This window comes from Allobosea sp. AK1 (assembly GCF_006714945.1).
In the GTDB taxonomy this organism is placed as follows: domain Bacteria; phylum Pseudomonadota; class Alphaproteobacteria; order Rhizobiales; family Beijerinckiaceae; genus Allobosea; species Allobosea robiniae.
The window spans coordinates 898,579-915,277 of record NZ_VFMG01000001.1; the positions used below are offsets into that span (position 1 = coordinate 898,579).

General features: G+C 66.4%; 20 protein-coding genes. 12 read left to right on the forward strand and 8 right to left on the reverse strand.

Annotated features, from left to right (window positions below):
• Window positions 1–94 precede the first annotated feature (94 nt).
• Entirely contained in the window at window positions 95–382 is a 288-nt protein-coding gene (locus tag FHT98_RS04625; RefSeq protein WP_061969263.1) for an HlyU family transcriptional regulator, read from the reverse strand.
• A 210-nt stretch (window positions 383–592) separates the two neighbouring features.
• Between FHT98_RS04625 and FHT98_RS04630 the strand changes: the two genes are divergently transcribed.
• Window positions 593–910: a hypothetical protein gene (locus FHT98_RS04630; protein ID WP_142112746.1), complete on the forward strand. Its 318-nt coding sequence runs from the start codon at window positions 593–595 to the stop codon at window positions 908–910.
• 149 nt (window positions 911–1,059) lie between these two features.
• The gene (locus FHT98_RS04635; protein WP_142112747.1) at window positions 1,060–1,311 is read left to right on the forward strand and encodes a DUF2798 domain-containing protein; all 252 of its coding nucleotides are present in this window, start codon (window positions 1,060–1,062) and stop codon (window positions 1,309–1,311) included.
• A gap of 3 nt (window positions 1,312–1,314) precedes the next feature.
• Here the strand turns inward: FHT98_RS04635 and FHT98_RS04640 are convergent, their stop codons facing one another.
• Window positions 1,315–1,740 carry a secondary thiamine-phosphate synthase enzyme YjbQ gene (locus tag FHT98_RS04640; RefSeq protein WP_142112748.1) on the reverse strand — a complete coding sequence of 142 codons (426 nt, stop codon included), beginning with the start codon at window positions 1,738–1,740 and terminating at the stop codon, window positions 1,315–1,317.
• Window positions 1,740–2,351: a LysE family translocator gene (locus FHT98_RS04645; protein ID WP_061969272.1), complete on the reverse strand. Its 612-nt coding sequence runs from the start codon at window positions 2,349–2,351 to the stop codon at window positions 1,740–1,742. The genes FHT98_RS04640 and FHT98_RS04645 overlap by 1 nt, the downstream gene beginning before the upstream one ends.
• Window positions 2,352–2,470: 119 nt before the next feature.
• Between FHT98_RS04645 and FHT98_RS04650 the strand changes: the two genes are divergently transcribed.
• Both FHT98_RS04650 and FHT98_RS04655 read left to right on the forward strand, forming a co-directional pair.
• Window positions 2,471–2,815, forward strand: a complete 345-nt coding sequence (locus tag FHT98_RS04650; protein WP_142112750.1) for an ArsR/SmtB family transcription factor — start codon at window positions 2,471–2,473, stop codon at window positions 2,813–2,815.
• Complete coding sequence (locus FHT98_RS04655; protein WP_061969276.1) at window positions 2,812–3,294, forward strand: SRPBCC family protein; 483 nt, start codon at window positions 2,812–2,814, stop codon at window positions 3,292–3,294. The genes FHT98_RS04650 and FHT98_RS04655 overlap by 4 nt, the downstream gene beginning before the upstream one ends.
• 58 nt (window positions 3,295–3,352) lie before the next feature.
• Here FHT98_RS04655 and rpoD read toward each other — a convergent pair whose 3' ends face one another.
• From rpoD to FHT98_RS04670, 3 genes are all read right to left on the reverse strand, one after another.
• Window positions 3,353–5,362: an RNA polymerase sigma factor RpoD gene (rpoD, locus tag FHT98_RS04660; protein WP_061969278.1), complete on the reverse strand. Its 2,010-nt coding sequence runs from the start codon at window positions 5,360–5,362 to the stop codon at window positions 3,353–3,355.
• A gap of 196 nt (window positions 5,363–5,558) precedes the next feature.
• A complete protein-coding gene (gene dnaG, locus FHT98_RS04665; RefSeq protein WP_091856355.1) occupies window positions 5,559–7,457 on the reverse strand; it encodes a DNA primase in 1,899 nt (632 codons plus the stop codon).
• Window positions 7,458–7,575: 118 nt separating this feature from the next.
• Complete coding sequence (locus FHT98_RS04670; protein WP_142112751.1) at window positions 7,576–8,037, reverse strand: GatB/YqeY domain-containing protein; 462 nt, start codon at window positions 8,035–8,037, stop codon at window positions 7,576–7,578.
• 155 nt (window positions 8,038–8,192) lie between these two features.
• Here FHT98_RS04670 and carA point away from each other — a divergent pair, with 155 nt between their 5' ends.
• The 4 genes from carA (at window position 8,193) to FHT98_RS04690 (ending at window position 11,235) form a co-directional block, all read left to right on the forward strand.
• Complete coding sequence (carA, locus tag FHT98_RS04675; RefSeq protein ID WP_142112753.1) at window positions 8,193–9,401, forward strand: glutamine-hydrolyzing carbamoyl-phosphate synthase small subunit; 1,209 nt, start codon at window positions 8,193–8,195, stop codon at window positions 9,399–9,401.
• Between the two features lie 29 nt (window positions 9,402–9,430).
• Window positions 9,431–9,760 carry an NIPSNAP family protein gene (locus FHT98_RS04680; protein ID WP_061970231.1) on the forward strand — a complete coding sequence of 110 codons (330 nt, stop codon included), beginning with the start codon at window positions 9,431–9,433 and terminating at the stop codon, window positions 9,758–9,760.
• Between the two features lie 173 nt (window positions 9,761–9,933).
• Window positions 9,934–10,752 carry a prephenate dehydrogenase gene (locus FHT98_RS04685; RefSeq protein ID WP_142112755.1) on the forward strand — a complete coding sequence of 273 codons (819 nt, stop codon included), beginning with the start codon at window positions 9,934–9,936 and terminating at the stop codon, window positions 10,750–10,752.
• Window positions 10,753–10,803: 51 nt separating this feature from the next.
• On the forward strand, window positions 10,804–11,235 hold the full coding sequence (locus tag FHT98_RS04690; protein ID WP_061969290.1) for a group III truncated hemoglobin: 432 nt from the start codon (window positions 10,804–10,806) through the stop codon (window positions 11,233–11,235).
• 3 nt (window positions 11,236–11,238) lie between these two features.
• On the opposite strand, the gene FHT98_RS04695 is transcribed toward FHT98_RS04690, so the two are convergent.
• Window positions 11,239–12,171 (reverse strand): LysR family transcriptional regulator, encoded by a 933-nt coding sequence (locus FHT98_RS04695; protein ID WP_142112757.1) that lies wholly within the window; start codon window positions 12,169–12,171, stop codon window positions 11,239–11,241.
• 91 nt (window positions 12,172–12,262) lie between these two features.
• On the opposite strand from FHT98_RS04695, the gene FHT98_RS04700 reads away from it, so the two are divergent.
• Complete coding sequence (locus FHT98_RS04700) at window positions 12,263–13,171, forward strand: DMT family transporter (RefSeq protein WP_142112759.1); 909 nt, start codon at window positions 12,263–12,265, stop codon at window positions 13,169–13,171.
• On the opposite strand, the gene FHT98_RS04705 is transcribed toward FHT98_RS04700, so the two are convergent.
• Window positions 13,172–14,425 carry an SAM-dependent methyltransferase gene (locus FHT98_RS04705; protein ID WP_142112762.1) on the reverse strand — a complete coding sequence of 418 codons (1,254 nt, stop codon included), beginning with the start codon at window positions 14,423–14,425 and terminating at the stop codon, window positions 13,172–13,174.
• A gap of 147 nt (window positions 14,426–14,572) precedes the next feature.
• On the opposite strand from FHT98_RS04705, the gene FHT98_RS04710 reads away from it, so the two are divergent.
• From FHT98_RS04710 to FHT98_RS04720, 3 genes are all read left to right on the forward strand, one after another.
• Window positions 14,573–15,268: a class I SAM-dependent methyltransferase gene (locus FHT98_RS04710; protein ID WP_142112764.1), complete on the forward strand. Its 696-nt coding sequence runs from the start codon at window positions 14,573–14,575 to the stop codon at window positions 15,266–15,268.
• Window positions 15,269–15,401: 133 nt separating this feature from the next.
• Entirely contained in the window at window positions 15,402–16,199 is a 798-nt protein-coding gene (locus FHT98_RS04715; protein WP_142112766.1) for a hypothetical protein, read from the forward strand.
• A gap of 4 nt (window positions 16,200–16,203) precedes the next feature.
• Window positions 16,204–16,674, forward strand: coding sequence for a hypothetical protein (locus FHT98_RS04720; protein WP_142112769.1), 471 nt, complete (start codon window positions 16,204–16,206; stop codon window positions 16,672–16,674).
• Window positions 16,675–16,699: the final 25 nt, after the last annotated feature.

Sequence of the window (16,699 nt, forward strand, 5' to 3'; positions counted from 1 at the left end):
TTCTCCGGGCAGCTTTAGCGACTGGAATCCGCCGGGCAAGCGCCTGCGGGGCAGCCCTGCCGCGCGCCAGCGGCAGGCACCCGGCATCAGCCGCTCAGCGGAAGATGCGGTCGCCTTCCATGTCGACGATCTGCTGGCCCTTCACCAGGGTGAAGTCGGCGGCCTCGGCCTGTCCGGGAAAGCGGTCGGCCCGGATGAAACGATGGCTCTTCGTCTCGCCGTCGACGACCTTCTCGATGACGCCGCAGAGCTGGTACTGGCCCGCCTCTTGGTAGGGCGTGGCATGGATCGTGAAACCATTGTGCTCGATCGTCTTGACCGGGCCAGCAGGCTTGTCCTCGGCCGGCTTGCGCCCCCCGAACAGCGACTTGAAGAAAGACATGGTGCCTCCGCATTGCTTACGGCCCGGTATAGGGCAGGAGCAGCGCCAAGGGGAGCGCTGTTTCGCATGACAGAAGAATGCGAAGCCCACCATCGCCCCTGCTGCTTGAAGGACGTTTCGCCGCTTCCCACATTGATAATGTTCAGGGCAGCCGCAAGGCTTCCCGATATCCTGCCGCTCCAGCGGCTGCCTCCGGACAGGGAGGTGGTCATGACACTCGGCAAATTCCTGATGATCGCGGGCTTGGCCGGCGCGACGCTGGCGACGTCCGTACTCGCCCAGTCCCCCTCGCCGCGCGGCCCGCCCTGCGCCGATCGCAACCATGTCGTCGGCCAGCTGCACGACACCTTCGGCGAACGCATGATCGGCAGCGGGTTGGCCGAGAGCGGCGTGTTGTTCGAACTCTATGTCGGACCGACCGGTAGCTGGACGCTGCTGGCCACCACGCCCTCCGGCAGGAGCTGCTTCATCGGCGCGGGCGAGGCCTGGGAGCCGCTGCCGGAGCCTGAGATGTTCGCGGCGCGGTAGGCGGCTTGGCAACCCCGTTCCGATCGACTATGCAGCCGCGATCGGGCTTCGCTCCCGTTCGTAAGCGTCTCACGTCAGGCAACGCATCCATTCGGCGCAAGCCGTATCGGATGCGTCCGAGCGACCTGCCCCTTGCGAAAGCCTGTCTCATGACCAGCGTTGCCTACCCTCGCCTCCCCGCCCGCTACGCCGGCGTGGTGATGCCGTTCTTCCTGTCCGTGCTGATGACCTTCGTCGTCTCCGGCATCTCGACACTGAAGGCGCTCGGCCCGACCACCGCGTTCCTCCAGACCTGGCCAGCCTCCTGGGCCTTGTCCTGGGTCGTGGCCTTCCCGACGCTGCTCCTGGTCCTGCCGGTCGTCCGGCGCCTCGTCGCGCTCGTGGTGGCGCCCCCGGCCTGATCTTCACGCCGAGAGATGGAGGGCGACCTCGCGCCGATGCGGCCGCTGGCGATGCTCGAACAGATAGATGCCCTGCCAGGTGCCGAGCGCGAGGCGCCCGCCCATCACCGGAATCGAGAGCGAGACCGGCGTCAGCGCCGCCTTGATATGGGCCGGCATGTCGTCCGGCCCCTCGTCGCGATGGGCGAGATAGGCCATCGCCGGATCATCCGCGGACGGTGCCAACCTGCGGAAGAACGCGTCGAGATCAACACGCACATCCGGGTCGGCATTCTCCTGGATCAGGAGCGAGCAGGAGGTATGGCGCACGAACAGCGTCAGCAACCCGCTCGTCTCACCGCTTGCCTTCACGAAGGAAATGGCGCGGTCGGTGAACTCGTAGAGCCCCGGCCCGCGCGTCTCGACGCTCAGGATCGTCTGCCGCGCCATCAGCGCTCGGTCAGCGCGAGCTTGGCGCCGAGGGCGACGAAGGCTGCGGCGAAGCTGCGCCTGAGCCAGGCCATCACCACTGGGCGGCCGATGACCTTGTCGCGCATCGCCGCGGCGAAGAGCCCGTAGAGCGCGAAGACGATGAAGGTCATCGCCATGAACACGCCGGAAAGCTCCAGCATGCGCGCCATCGGGCTCGCCTCGTTCGCCGCGATGAACTGCGGCAGGAAGGCGACGAAGAAGATCGAGAGCTTGGGGTTGAGCAGGTTGAGCGCCAGCCCGTCGCGCAGCACCAGCCAGGCCGAGCGCGCATCGGCTGTGGTTTCGACCTTGAGCGCGCCATGCTCCCGGAGCGTCTGCCAGGCCATGTAGAGCAGATAGGCGACGCCGGCATATTTCACGATGGCGAAGGCGAGCGCGCTGGCATGCAGCAGTGCCGCGATCCCCATCATCGCCGCGATCAGATGCGGCACGATCCCCAGCGTGCAGGCGAAGGCGGCGAGCACGCTCGCCCGCGAACCGCGCGTCAGCCCGGCGGCGATCGTGTAGATCGCGCCCGTCCCCGGCGAAGCGACGATGATGAGCGAGGTCAGCAGGAATTCAGGGGACATGGTGCCTCCAAAAACGTGATGCGCAGGAAGCCCTCTCCCGCAGCGAAGATCAAGGCCGTGTCAGCAGCTCTCAAAACTTAGGCGTTGACCTAAGTATTATCGGCACGCTATCGAGGAGCATGGTCGCAGCCCAGCCCGCCCTCGACGACACCTTCCGCGCGCTGTCCGATCCGACGCGCCGGGCGGTCGTCCAGGCGCTCGGCCGTGGGCCGGCCTCCGTCAGCGAACTGGCGAAGCCCTTCGAGATGGCGCTGCCGAGCTTCCTGCAGCATCTCAAGGTGCTCGAGGATTGCGGCCTCGTCGCCACCCGCAAGGCCGGCCGGGTGCGCACCTGCACCCTGCGGGCGGAACCGCTCGCCGCGGCCGAGCATTGGCTGGAGGCGCAACGCACGCTCTGGACCAGGCGTCTCGACCAGCTCGACCGGCTGGTGCTGCAACTGAAAAATCAGGAGGACAACGGATGACCGATACGCATGCGACCGCCTTCGACCCGGCGCTCGACCTCGAATTGCGGCGCGAGACGGATGTGCCGCCCCGCCTGGTCTGGCGTGCCTGGACCGAGCCGAAGCTGCTGATGCAGTGGTTCACCCCGGCGCCCTGGAAGACGACCGCCTGCGAGCTCGACCTGCGTCCCGGCGGCAAGTTCCACACGGTGATGGAAGGGCCGAACGGCGAGAAGCACGACAATAACGGCTGCGTTCTGGCGGTTGTGCCGGAAACTTTCCTGCTCTTCACCGACGCGCTCGGCCCGGGCTTCCGCCCGATCGAGGGCGGCTTCATGACCGCCTCGGTGACGATCGAGCCGACGGCGACCGGCACGCTCTACATCGCCCGCGCCTATCACAAGGACGCCGCCGGCAAGCAGCAGCATGAGGAGATGGGCTTCCACGACGGCTGGGGCGCGGCCTGGGAGCAACTGGTCACGCTGGCGCGAACGCTCTGAGCTGACCAAAGTCGAGCGGGAAACGAAGAAGGGCGCCGATGGCGCCCTTCTTTTTATCTCAGTTGTCGAGGAAGCTTCGCAGCTTCCGGGAGCGGCTCGGATGCTTCAGCTTGCGCAGCGCCTTGGCCTCGATCTGGCGGATGCGCTCGCGGGTGACGCTGAACTGCTGGCCGACCTCTTCGAGCGTGTGGTCGGTGTTCATGCCGATGCCGAAGCGCATGCGCAGCACGCGCTCCTCGCGCGGCGTGAGCGAGGCCAGCACGCGGGTCGTCGTCTCCCGCAGGTTCGACTGAATCGCGGCATCGATCGGCAGGATCGCGTTCTTGTCCTCGATGAAGTCGCCGAGATGCGAATCCTCCTCGTCGCCGATCGGCGTCTCGAGCGAGATCGGCTCCTTGGCGATCTTCAGGACCTTGCGCACCTTCTCCAGCGGCATGGCCAGCTTCTCGGCCAGCTCCTCCGGGGTCGGCTCGCGGCCGATCTCGTGCAGCATCTGGCGCGAGGTCCGCACGATCTTGTTGATCGTCTCGATCATGTGGACGGGGATGCGGATCGTGCGGGCCTGGTCGGCGATCGAACGGGTGATCGCCTGCCGGATCCACCAGGTCGCGTAGGTCGAGAACTTGTAGCCCCGGCGGTACTCGAACTTGTCGACCGCCTTCATCAGGCCGATATTGCCTTCCTGGATCAGGTCGAGGAACTGCAGCCCGCGGTTCGTGTACTTCTTGGCGATCGAGATCACGAGGCGCAGGTTCGCCTCGATCATCTCCTTCTTCGCCTGACGGGCCTCGCGCTCGCCCTTCTGGACCATCAGCACGATCTTGCGGAATTCCTGGATCTCCAGGCCGGTCTCGGAGGCGAGCGTGTGCACCTCCTCGCGCAGCTGCTTGATCCGCTCCAGCTCCGCCGCGACGAATTCCTTCCAGCCGCGCGAGCCGAGCTTGGAGACGCGCAGGACCCATTTCGGGTCGAGCTCGCCGCCGACATGCTGCTTGAGGAAGTCCTCACGGCCGACGCCATAGCTCTCGGCGAGGCGCAGCAGGCGTGTCTCATGGCCGATCAGGCGCTTGTTGATGTCGTAGAGCTGCTCGACCAGCGCCTCGATGCGGTTGTTGTTGAGCGAGAGCGACTTCACCGCGGTGATGATGTCGTCCTTGAGCTTCTTGTACTTGCGGTCCTGCGACGGCGAGAGCTTGGTGTTCTCCAGCCGGTTCGCGATGTCCTGGTCCTGCAGGCGGCGCAGCTTCTTGTAGTCGTCGGCAATGGCGTTGAAGGTTTCGAGCACGCGCGGCTTGAGCTCGGCCTCCATGGCCGAGAGCGACACGTTGTTCTCCATGTCGTCGTCGTCCATGTCCGGCGGGGTCTCGCCCTCCGGAGTCTCGGCCTGCTCGCTCTCCTCGGCCTCTTCCTCGCCGGCGACGGCGGGGTTCTTGCCGTCGGGGCCGGCATAGGTGGCCTCGAGATCGATGATGTCGCGCAGCAGCACCTTGCCGTCGACGAGCTCGTCACGCCAGATGATGATCGCCTGGAACGTCAGCGGGCTCTCGCAGAGGCCCGCGATCATCGCCTCGCGGCCGGCCTCGATGCGCTTGGCGATCGCGATTTCGCCCTCGCGCGAGAGCAGCTCGACCGAGCCCATCTCGCGCAGATACATGCGGACGGGATCGTCGGTGCGCTCGGTCGGCTCGAGATTGCGCTTGGTCTCGACCGGCAGGGTCTGGCGCGAGGCGTCGACCATGTCGCCGCCCTCAGGCTCTTCCTCGTCGGCGCCGCCATCCTTGCGGGCAGCGCGCTCCTCGCCGGCGGCTTCCGGGTCCTCGTTGTCGACGACATTAATGCCCTGCTCGCTGAGCTGGCCGAGCACGTCCTCGATCTGCTCGGAGGAGAATTCCTCCGAAGGCAGTACCTCGTTCAGTTCGTCATAGGTGACATAGCCGCGCTTCTTGGCGAGCTTGATCATCCGCCTTACGGCCTGATCAGTCAGGTCGAGCAACGGGCCATCGGTCGTCGGGGGGGCATCCGGCACGACCTGATCGGTCTTTTCCCGTTCGCTCGCTTTAGTCGCCATCAATCAGCGCTCCGCACTCGCGCCGGCCATGACCGAGAAAGCCATATACCGACGCATAAAAGGGCGGCGCGACCGCAGGTCCGGCGCGCTCACCCACCCAAATCATTGCTCGCAGATGGCACCAGACGTCGTTGACGAATCGTGAACCACCCGACAGCTTGCGCGCATGGACCCGCGTCCACCAATCGCTGGGTGATCAATCCTCGGACATGGCCTCGGTACCCTCGATCGTCTCGAGGCGGGCCTTGACGTCCTTGATCCAGGCGAAATTGGCTTCGGTCGCGTCGTCAGCCAAGGCGCGCTCGGCTGCTCTCAACTCGCTATTTAGCGTTCGCGCGCGATGATGCAAGACGAGAGCCTGATGAATCGAGTCGAAAACCGATTCAGGATCAGCGTCTTGCGCGAGTTTTAATCGCTCGGCCGGCCCTGTGACCGCCATCAGGTGGCCCTGCGCTTCCCGAACCCGCGGCTGCGCCAAGCGATTCGCCAGCACCTCGCGATCGAGCGTGCCCTCGACGGAATCGAGCAGCGCCTGCCGGAAACGCTCGGCCGCGGTCCCATCCAGCGAAAGCTCCGCGATCTCGTCGGCGCAGCGCAGGATGAGATCGGGATGGCTCGCCAGCGCCAGCAGGATGAAGGCCTCGCGCTGGTCCTCGCCGCGCAGCTTCGCCAGCATGCGTGACTGTGTCACCGCGCTCGAAGCCTTGAGCGGACCGGCAAGCCAGGGGGGCACCTGCCGACCGAACCCACCGCGCTGAGGCGATCCGCCCCGGTTGCGCTGAAAATTTCCACCTCCGCCGCCACGCTCCTGTCGCGCCGGCGCGGTGCTGGCGAAGAGCTGCCCCAGCCGCTCGTCCATCTCGCGACGATAATGCTTGCGCGTGGTCTCGTCGCGGATCTGCCCGAGCGGTTCCTTCAGCCGCCGCTCGAAGGCGGCGCGGCGCTCCGGCGTATCGAGCGGACCGGCCTCGACCTCCCGCTGCCAGAGCATGTCGACCAGCGGGCGCGCCGCCGCAACCACCTCCGCGATCGCCTGCCGCCCGCCCGAGCGAGCGAGGTCGTCCGGGTCCTGCCCGTCCGGCAGCAGAGCGAAGGAAAGCGACTTGCCCGGCTCCAGCATCGGCAAGGCCAGGTCGATTGCCCGGCTCGCGGCCTTGCGGCCGGCCTTGTCGCCGTCGAGGCAGATCACCGGCTCGTCGGCCATGCGCCAGAGCAGACCGAGCTGGTCCTCGGTCAGCGCCGTGCCGAGCGGCGCCACCGTCTGCGGGAAGCCCGACAGCGACATCGCGATGACGTCGACATAGCCCTCGACCACGACGACCTGCCCGGTGTCGTGCGACGCCTTGCGGGCGTTATGATGGTTGAACAGCAGCGAGCCCTTGTGGAAGAGCGGCGTCTCCGGCGAGTTCAGGTATTTCGCCGCGACCTCCGAGCTCATGGCCCGCCCGCCGAAGGCGATGACCCGCCCGCGGGAATCATGGATCGGAAACATCACCCGGTCGCGGAAGCGGTCATAGGGCACGGCGATCTCCTCGCCATGCACGAGCAGTCCCGCCTCCATCATCAGTTCGGCCGGAACGCCCTTCCCCGCCAGATGGTCGCGCAGCGCGAACCGATCGACCGGGCCGTAGCCGAGGCGGAAGCGCGTGCGCGCCTCGCCGTCGAGGCCGCGCGTCGCGAGATAACGCCGGGCGCCGCCGCCGCGATCGCCCATCAGTTCAGCCTCGAAGAACTGCGCCGCGAGCTCCACGACCTCGTGCAGCCCCTTGCGTTTCTCCTCCTGAACCTGCGCCTCCGCCGTGATCTTCGGCAGGATGACGCCGGCCTCGGCCGCGAGCTTCTCGACGGCCTCGGGGAAGGAGAGCCCTTCGGTCTCCATCACGAACTTGAAGATGTCGCCGTTCTTGCCCGACGAGAAATCGAAGAACGAGGCTTTCTGGTCATTGACGAAGAAGGAGGCCGTCTTCTCGGCGTTGAAAGGCGAGAGCCCCTTCCATTCGCGACCGGCCTTCTGCAGGCGCACGCGCTTGCCCACGACCGCCGAGACAGGCAGCCGCGCCTTGATCTCATCAAGGACGGAGGGCGGGAATTTCATCGACCTTATGTGGACCTGCAGAAGCCGAAAGCCAACCGCCGATCGCGCCGGCGGCTGGCTTTCAACCGTGATTCACAGTGATGGCGGGCAACCTCGAAAGGCGGTCGCCGCGAGACGCTCAGCCGCCGAGTGCGGCCTTCACCATCGGGCTGACCTTGCCGAAATCCATCTGGCCGGCATAGGCCGCGCGCAGGACGCCGATGACCTTGCCCATGTCCTTGACGGCGGTTGCACCGGTCTCGGCCACGGCCTTGTCGATCGCGGCCTTCACCTCGTCGTCCGACATTTGCTTCGGCAGATAGGCCGAGATCACCGCGACCTCGACGCGCTCGCCCTCGGCCAGCTCCGGGCGGTTGTTGGCGTCGTAGATCGCGATCGATTCCTGGCGCTGCTTGATCATCTTCTGGAGCACGCCGAGGATCTCGTCGGCCGAGGCCTCGCCCTTGCCGGCGCCGCGCGCCTCGATATCCTTTTCCTTCAGCGCGGCGCTGATCAGGCGGATCGCCGCGACCTTGGCTTTTTCGCCGGCCTTCATCGCTTCCTTCATGTCGGCCGTGAAGCGCTCGCGCAGGCTCGTCATCTCGTTGTTCCTTTTTCTTTTGTGCGGCCTGCGCCGGCTTTGATTGACGGGCCGGGCCCGGCTCTTTAAGGCTCGCGTTCCAGACCGGCGGAGTGGATTGCTGCAGCCCCGCCCCCGCATTTTGCCGCTGGCGCGGCCTGGATCGAGACATAGACATGACCGCCACCGAAGGAAACCCCGCCGCAGGCGGCTGGACAGAACCGCACGCGACCGCACTCCTCGTGCTGGCCGACGGCACGGTGCTGGAAGGCTTCGGCCTCGGCGCCATCGGCGAGGCGCCGGGCGAGGTCTGCTTCAACACGGCGATGACCGGCTATCAGGAAATCCTGACCGACCCGTCCTATGCCGGGCAGATCATCACTTTCACCTTCCCGCATGTCGGCAATGTCGGCGTGAACGAGGAGGACACCGAGACGGTGAACGCCGCCGCCTCGTCCGGCGTGCGCGGCTGCGTGCTCCATGCCGCCATCACAGAGCCCTCAAGCTGGCGCGCCAACCGGCATTTCGACGCCTGGCTCAAGGCGCGCAACATCGTCGGCATCTGCGGCGTCGACACCCGTGCGCTAACCGCACTGATCCGTGACAACGGCATGCCGAATGCCATCCTCGCCCATAGCCCGGACGGCGTCTTCGACATCGAGCGCCTCAAGAAGCAGGCGGCCGCGCTGCCCTCGATGGCAGGCCTCGACCTCGTTCCGCTGGTCACCGCCGCGCAGCGCTATGACTGGGACGAGACGCCCTGGATCTGGCCGGCCGGCTACGGCAAGCGCGACAGCAGCCAGTTCAAGGTCGTCGCCATCGACTACGGCGTGAAGCGCAACATCCTGCGCCTGCTCGCCAAGGCCGGCTGCGACGTCACCGTGGTGCCCTCGACGGCGACCGCCGAGGATATCCTCGCGCTCAATCCCGACGGCATCTTCCTCTCCAACGGCCCCGGCGACCCGGCCGCGACCGGCGAATATGCCGTGCCGGTGATCAAGCAGTTGCTCGACCGGAAGGTCCCGACCTTCGGCATCTGCCTGGGTCACCAGATGATGGCGCTCGCCATCGGCGGCCAGACCATGAAGATGAAGCAGGGCCATCACGGCGCCAACCACCCGGTTCAGGACAAGACCACCGGCAAGGTCGAGATCGTCTCGATGAACCACGGCTTCGCGGTCGATCCGGCGAGCCTGCCCGCGCATGCGATCGAGACCCATGTCTCTCTCTTCGACGGCTCGAACAGCGGCATCGCGCTCACCGACCGCCCGGCCTTCAGCGTCCAGCACCATCCGGAAGCCTCGCCCGGCCCGCAGGACAGCCACTACCTCTTCATCCGCTTCACCGAGCTGATGGCGGCCGAGAAGGCGAAGAAGGCGGCCTGAGGGCCGTCCTGATGCCGAAGGAGACGGGCATGATCCACCAGTTGCGCATCTACGAGATCTTCGAGCGCAACAAGGCGGCCTTCCATGCCCGTTTCCGCGACCATGCCGCCCGCATCATGGCGCGCCACGGCTTCAGGATCATGGCGATGTGGGAGACGGCCAGCGCCGCCCGCACCGAGTTCGCCTATATCCTCGCCTGGCCCGATGCCGAGACGAAGGCGGCGGCCTGGGCGAGTTTCATGGCCGATCCCGAATGGATCGAGATCAAGCGCGTCACCAAGATCGAGCAGGGCGACATGGTCGGCGCGATCGAGGACCGCCTGATGACGCTGACCGCCTATTCGCCCCCGCTCGATTGACAAGCGCCGGCCTCGCGCGCTTTAAGCGAACCATGATCAGCCTGCTCGCCTTCCTTCACGGCTATTACGCCCCGTCCTCATAGAGGCGGTGGCATTCCCATGTTCAACCGCCGCGCTGGCGGTTGAATTCAGGCAGATCACCCGGCATCGCGGCTCACCACCGAGCGAAAACGATGTCCTCCAAGATCAGAACCATCTCCACCATCGGCATCATGGGCTTCGGCGCCTTCGGCCGCCTGATGGCCCGCCATCTCCAGCCGCATTTCGCCTTGCGGGTCTGCGATCCCGGGAACGCGCCTGCAGCCAATACAAGCGGCAAAGGCTTGCAGCCTGCCACCGCCGCGGAAGTCGCAGCCTGCGACCTCGTCATCCTCGCCGTGCCCGTCCCGTCCATCCCCGAGGCGATCACGACCTTGCGTCCGCATCTCAAGGCCGGCGCGATCGTGCTCGATGTCGGCTCGGTCAAGATCGGCCCGGCCCGCGCGATGCAGGCGGCGCTGCCCGACGATGTCGAGATCATCGGCACGCACCCGCTCTTCGGCCCGCAGAGCGCCCGCAACGGGCTCGCCGGCCTAAAGATCGCGCTGTGCCCCATCAGAGGGAAAAGCACGCCGCGGATCGCCGCCTTCCTGCGCCATGTCCTCAAGCTGAAGGTCATCGTCACCACGGCCGACGCCCATGACCGCGAGGTTGCGATGGTGCAGGGCCTGACCCATCTCATCGCCAAGATCCTGGTCCGGATGGAGCCCCTGCCCCGGACGATGACTACGGCGAGCTTCGACCTCCTGATGCAGGCGACCGAGATGGTGCGCTACGACGCACCGAACGTTTTCATGGCGATCGAGCGCGCCAATCCGCATGCCAAGGCGGTGCGCGACCGCTTCTTCGCGCTGGCCGAGGAGATGCGGCTGTTCCTGGAGAACGGCCATCTTGAAGCCGCGCCGTCAGCCGCCGCCCTGCCTCACAAGGTCGCAGAGGTCGCGCAGGCCTAGCCTTCGCCGTCCCACCCGAAGACAATGTAGAAAATCACGAATGCTCCTGCGATGACCGACAATCCCCTGCTCTACCCGGGCGCCGCCCACCCCGACCTGCGCGAGCCGATGATCGCGGAGCTCGTCCGCACCTTCTATGCGCGGGCTCGGGAGGACAAGCTGATCGGCCCGGTCTTCGAGGCGGCGGTCGAGGACTGGGACCACCATATCGGCAAGATCACCGATTTCTGGAGCGGCGTGATGCTGCGCACCGGCCGCTACGATGGCCGCCCGATGCGCCCGCATCTGATCCTGCCGCTGGAAGGCAAGCATTTCGACCGCTGGCTCGACCTGTTCGAGATCACGGCGCATGAGGTCTGTCCGCCCGATATCGCACAGGCCTTCATCGTCCGGGCGCGCCGCATCGCCGACAGTTTCGAGATGGCCCGCGCCAGCCAGCGCGGCGAGTTCGCAGCGCCGCGGCACAGCTTGCGCGGAACCTAGACGTCAGGCCGCTCTGGCTTCCTGGCTGAGAAAAGCCGCGATCTCTCCACGATCGGCGCCCGCTTCCAGCGCGATCCGCTCAGCCAGCGCCGCCGCCGACGGCCGAAGCGCGCCCAGCGGCCGGTCGAGCCAGTAGGAAACCGGGTTCAGGGCCTCGCGTTCATCGACCCTGACGATCCGTCCCACAGCCAGCTGCTCGCGTGCCAGAGGCGGGCGCGCCAGTGCAATGCCAAGCCCATGCGCGACGGCATCCAGCACGAGATTGTAGTCCTCGAAACGCCGATCCTGCGGGCGCGGGCGATAGTCCAGCCCCTGCGCCGCGAACCACGCTTTCCAGCCGGCGGCATCCGAGTCGTGGATCAACGGCTGAGCCAGCAGGCGCTCCGGCGCGCCCTCCCCGATCACTTCGGCAAGCTGCGGCGAGGCGATGGGGAAGCACCACTCCTCGAACAGCTTGAGCGAGAGCCGGTCCGGCGCGCCGCCGCGCCCGCAACGGATACCGAGATCGACGCCCTCTTCTTCGAAATCCACCTTGCGATGCTCGACCTGCAGGACGATCCGCAGCGCGGGCGTCCCCGCCTCCAGCACGGCCAAACGCGGCATCAGCCAGAGCGCGCAGACCGAAGGCGGCGCGCTGACCCTGACCACCGAAGCGCCCCGCGCCTCGCGCCAGCGCTCGGAGTTATCGGCGATCAACGCGAAGGCTTCCTGCGTGCGCTGGAGCAGGCGCTGGCCTTCCGGCGTCAGCGAGACGCCGCGCGCCTGCCGCAGGAAGACGCGCAGGCCGAGCCAATGCTCGAGCTTGGCGATCTGCCGGCTCACCGCGCCATGGGTCAGGTTCAGCGCCTCGGCGGCGGCGGAGAAGCTGCCGGTCCGGGCAGCCGCCTCGAAGGCGCGCAGGGTGTCGAGCGGCGGCAGGTTCGAGCTGTGATCCATCCTCACAGCTCATGCGCGAATTGTTCGTTTGTCAATCAGCTCGCCGAGGCGCTTATCGGGGGCAACTTCTCGTCATCGATGGATCGACGCCATGTCCTCCTCAAGCTGCGCCTCCCCCGCGCTGACCGCCTCAGGCTCCCAGCGCCTCGACCCGACGCTGGTCTTCACCGTGACCTTCACGGTCATGGCCTGGGCCTCCTCCTTCCCGGCGATCCGCGCCGGCCTCGCCGGCTTCGGCCCGGCCGAGATGGCGGCGCTGCGCTTCGCGCTCGCCGGAGGCCCGGCCGCGCTCTTTCTCATCGCGACGCGGGCGAAGCTGCCCGAGCTTGGCGACATCTGGCGCTTCCTCGTCGGCGGCGTGATCTTCATCGCTGGTTACGCCCTGCTGCTGAATTTCGGCCAGCGCGTCGTGCCGGCCGGCCCCGCCGCCTTCATCATCAACACCAACCCGATCATGACGGCCGTGCTTGCCATGATGATCCTGGGCGAGCGTTTCAGCCTCACCGCCTGGCTCGGCACGGCCATCTCCTTCGCGGGCATCGGCGTGATCGCGCTCGGCAAGGGGCTCGACGTCGAAATCGGCATCAGCGTGCTGCTGATCCTCGGCGCGGCCTTCTGCAATGCCATCACCACGGTCGTGCAGAAGCCGCTCTTCGCCCGCTACAAGCCGCTCCATGTCGCCGCGTGGAACATGGCGATCGGCGGCTTCGTGCTGCTGCCCTTCCTGCCCTCGGCGATCGAGCAGGCACAGGTCGCCCCCACGATTTCGTTCTGGTCGGTGGTCTATCTCGCGGTGGTGCCGAGCCTGATCGCCTACGGCACCTGGGCGATCACCCTCTCGCGCCTGCCGGCCGCCCGCGCCTCGAATTTCCAGTATGCCGTGCCGCCGATGGCGATGCTGATCGGCTTCCTCTGGCTCGGGGAAATCCCCACGATCTTCGGGCTGATCGGCGGCGCCATGGCGCTCGCCGGGGTCGTCGTCGTCAACCTCAAGCGCTGATCAGAACCCTCTCGCCTCCAGCGCCTTCTCGTCATCCGCGATATAGTCGCGGATGATCGGGACGGCGCTCTTGTGCTGGCCTAGCAGGAGCTGGAACACCATGTCGCCGCCGATATCGAAGGAAATCGAGCAGGCGCAGAGGTAGAATTCCCACATCCGGGCGAAGCGCTCGCCCATCATCGCGACGACCTCGTCGCGCTTGGCCATGAAGCGCTCGCGCCAAGCCTCCAGCGTCCAATGATAGTGGCGGCGCCAGAACTCGCAGTCGGACGCCCACAAACCCGTCTGCTCCTGCGCCGCGAAGACCTCCGACAAAGCCGGAGCATAGCCGCCCGGGAAGATGTATTTATCGAAGAACGGCCCGGTGAAGCCGGGCGGCCCGACGCGACCGATACAGTGGACGAGCGCGATCCCGTCCGGCGTCAGCAGGTCGCGTATCCTGCCGAAGTACTCGCCGTAATGCGCAACGCCGACATGCTCCATCATGCCGACGGAGACGACGCGGTCGAACGTACCGCCGAGTTCGCGATAGTCCTTGTTGATGAAGGTGACGGCATCACCGACGCCGGCCGCCTCGGCCCGTTTCTGGGCCGCCGCCATCTGGTCCGGCGAGACGTTGAGCCCGGTCACCTTCGCGCCGCAGGCCTTGGCGAGGTAGATCGCAAGCTCCCCCCAGCCCGAGCCGATATCGAGCACGCTCATGCCGGGCTCGATCCTGAGCTTGGCGGCGAGATGGCGGAGCTTCGCCTTCTGCGCGTTCTCCAGCCCAACATCGGGGCTGTGCCAATAGGCGCAGGAATAGGTCATCGTCTCGTCGAGCCAGAGCCGATAGAAATCGGTCGGGATGTCGTAGTGATGTTTGACCTTTTTGCCGGCGACGCCGAGCGGGTTATGCATCCGCCAGCGCCGGATCTTGAAGCGCACCTTGCGGATCGCCTGCTGCAGCGGGTCCTTGCGCATCTCGCGGCGCTGCAGCCAGAACAGCGTCAGCAGATCGTGGATCGTGCCTTCCTCGAAATCGATCCGCCCATCCATATAGCCTTCAGCCAGGGCGAGCTCGGGATTGAGGAAGAGCTCGCGCTCGACGCGGTTGTCGTGGAAACGCACGGTCACGGAAGGCGCGGTCTTGGTGACGCCGGCGAAGAGCAGTTCCGCCGGCCCCGAGCCGAAGACATGCTTCTTGCCGTCGGGCGTGATGACCGTCAGGCGACCGTGGCGGACGAACCGCTTGAGCAATCGCGGCAGCAGCAGCATGGGCGCTCCTCGTCTCGATTCGACATCCGGACGAAGCGACAACTAAAGCCGAAACGCCGCGGCCTCGAAAGCCCGGCTGTTGCAGAGCCACCCGGCTTATGCGTAGTCATCGCGAACATCGCTGCAACCCGAGGGTCGACCGAACACATGTCCTGGCGCGATTTCTGGAATGGCGAGCATTCGATCTACGTCTCGCCACGCCACAAGGCCCTGCATTACCGCGCCATCGCGACCGATCTCATCGCCCATATCCCGGCCGGCGACGCCGTCGTCCTCGACCATGGCTGCGGCGAGGCGCTGGATGCCGGCCGCGTCGCCGCATCCTGTGGGCGGCTCTATCTCTGCGAGGCGGCGCCGACCGTTCGCGACAAGCTGCGCGCGCAGTTCGGCCGCAAGGACAATATCGTCGTGGTCTCGCCGGAAGAGGTCGAGGCCCTGCCCCCGGCCTCGCTCGACCTCGTGGTCGCCAACTCCTTGCTCCAGTATCTCTCGCGCGACGAATTGAAGGCGCTGCTCGAAATCTGGCGGGACCGGCTGAAGCCGGGTGGCGCACTGGTCGTCGCCGACATCATCCCGCCCGATGTCAGCCCCCTGACCGACGCCTCGCAATTGCTCGCCTTCGCCTGGCGCGGCGGCTTCCTGCTGGCGGCCCTCGGCGGCCTCATCCGGACCGTCTTCTCGGACTATCGCAAGCTCAGGGCGCAATACGGCCTTTCGACCTATACCGCGGACGCGATCACTGCCCTGATCCGTGAAGCGGGCTTCGCCGATGTGCAGCAACCGAAGAACTTCGGGCACAATCCGCACCGGATGACGTTCAAGGCAACCAAGGCCAAGATATAGACGAAAGTAGAATTCGAGCCGGAAATTCGGCGGCCTGCATCGATATTACCTTACGGAATTTCGCCAAACACCTTGATCTGGCGGATCAGATATGGCTTTGAGCGCGGCTTGCCCCTTAAGGCGCGAGATTTCCGTGCAGGACCAGTTCGTCTGCCCCTACTGCGATGCCGCGCTCAATCGGGGCGTGCTGTCGTGCCGCTGCTGCGGCCGGGACCTCACCCCCGTGCTGCCGCTGCTGCATCGCCTCGACGCGCTGGAACAGCGCCTCGCCGCCTTCGAGAAAAGCGCCGAGGACGATCGCGCTGCAATGGCCCGCACTTGGGTGGCCGAACCTCAAAGAGCAGCCGCCGTCGAGCCTGCCGCGCCTTGGCGGGAAGCCGAGCCGCGCGTCCTGCCGGTCGCGCGCCGGCGCTTCTGGGTGCTGCCCTTCGGCCTGGTCTTGCTGCTGCTCGCCTATTGCGCGGTCATCCTCTGGCTCGACCTGCCGCTCTGGACCCTGCGCCTGTCCTCGATCGCGATCCCCTTCCTGACGGGTCTGATCTATTTCGGCCTCCGCCCACGCCTGATCGCCTTCGATATCGGCGTTGCCATCGCTTTCGCGATTTTTTCTGTCGGGACCATGAACGCGTTGCTGAGTTGGCACGACAACATACCGCTCCTTCCGCAAGGGCCGGCAGCCTGGCGCGAGACTTCGTTCTACGCGCTGAGCATCGGCGCTTCCATGTTCTCGGGGATGTTGCTGCGCGTGACGCAGGCTGCGCTGACCGCGCGTGGCCTCGTTTCGCTGCCGGAACTGCGAAAGGGGCTGCAGGCCGTCCACGGCAAGGTGCCGATGGAAACGCTGAAGACGATCGAAACCACCATCCTGATGGCCGGCACCGCCATTTCGGCAATCGCCGGTCTCATTGCCGCAATCCTGGGAGTGAAATAGGACGATGATGAAGTCTGTGCTCGCTCGGCACATGCTGCCTGCCGTTCTCGCCACCGCCGCCATGCTGACGGCGGCACAAGCCGCCGACCCGGTCCACCTCATCACCCGCGAGGAAGCCGGGCTGCCGGCCGCGGCCAAGACCCCGGCCAGCACGCGCAACCTGACGCGCGGCCCCGGCATCGACACCCTGCCGACCCCGGACAAGGGCGTCGACGGCAAGCCCTTCCGCCTCGCCGTGCGCTTCATGCCGAGCAACGGCGTTCCGATCGACCCCGCGACCGTGCGCGTCTTCTACCGGCGCCAGCCGCCGATCGACATCACCCAGCGGATCAAGCCGTTCATCACACCCGCCGGGATCGACGCACCTTCGGTCGTCGTCCCGAGCGGCAGCCATGTCATCGAGATCGAGGCCACCGACAAGGAAGGCCGCGTGGGCCGCAGGCAGCTCACGCTGACCGTCGCCCCGACGCAGTAACAGCCGGACAGGGCGGTGCGAGCCT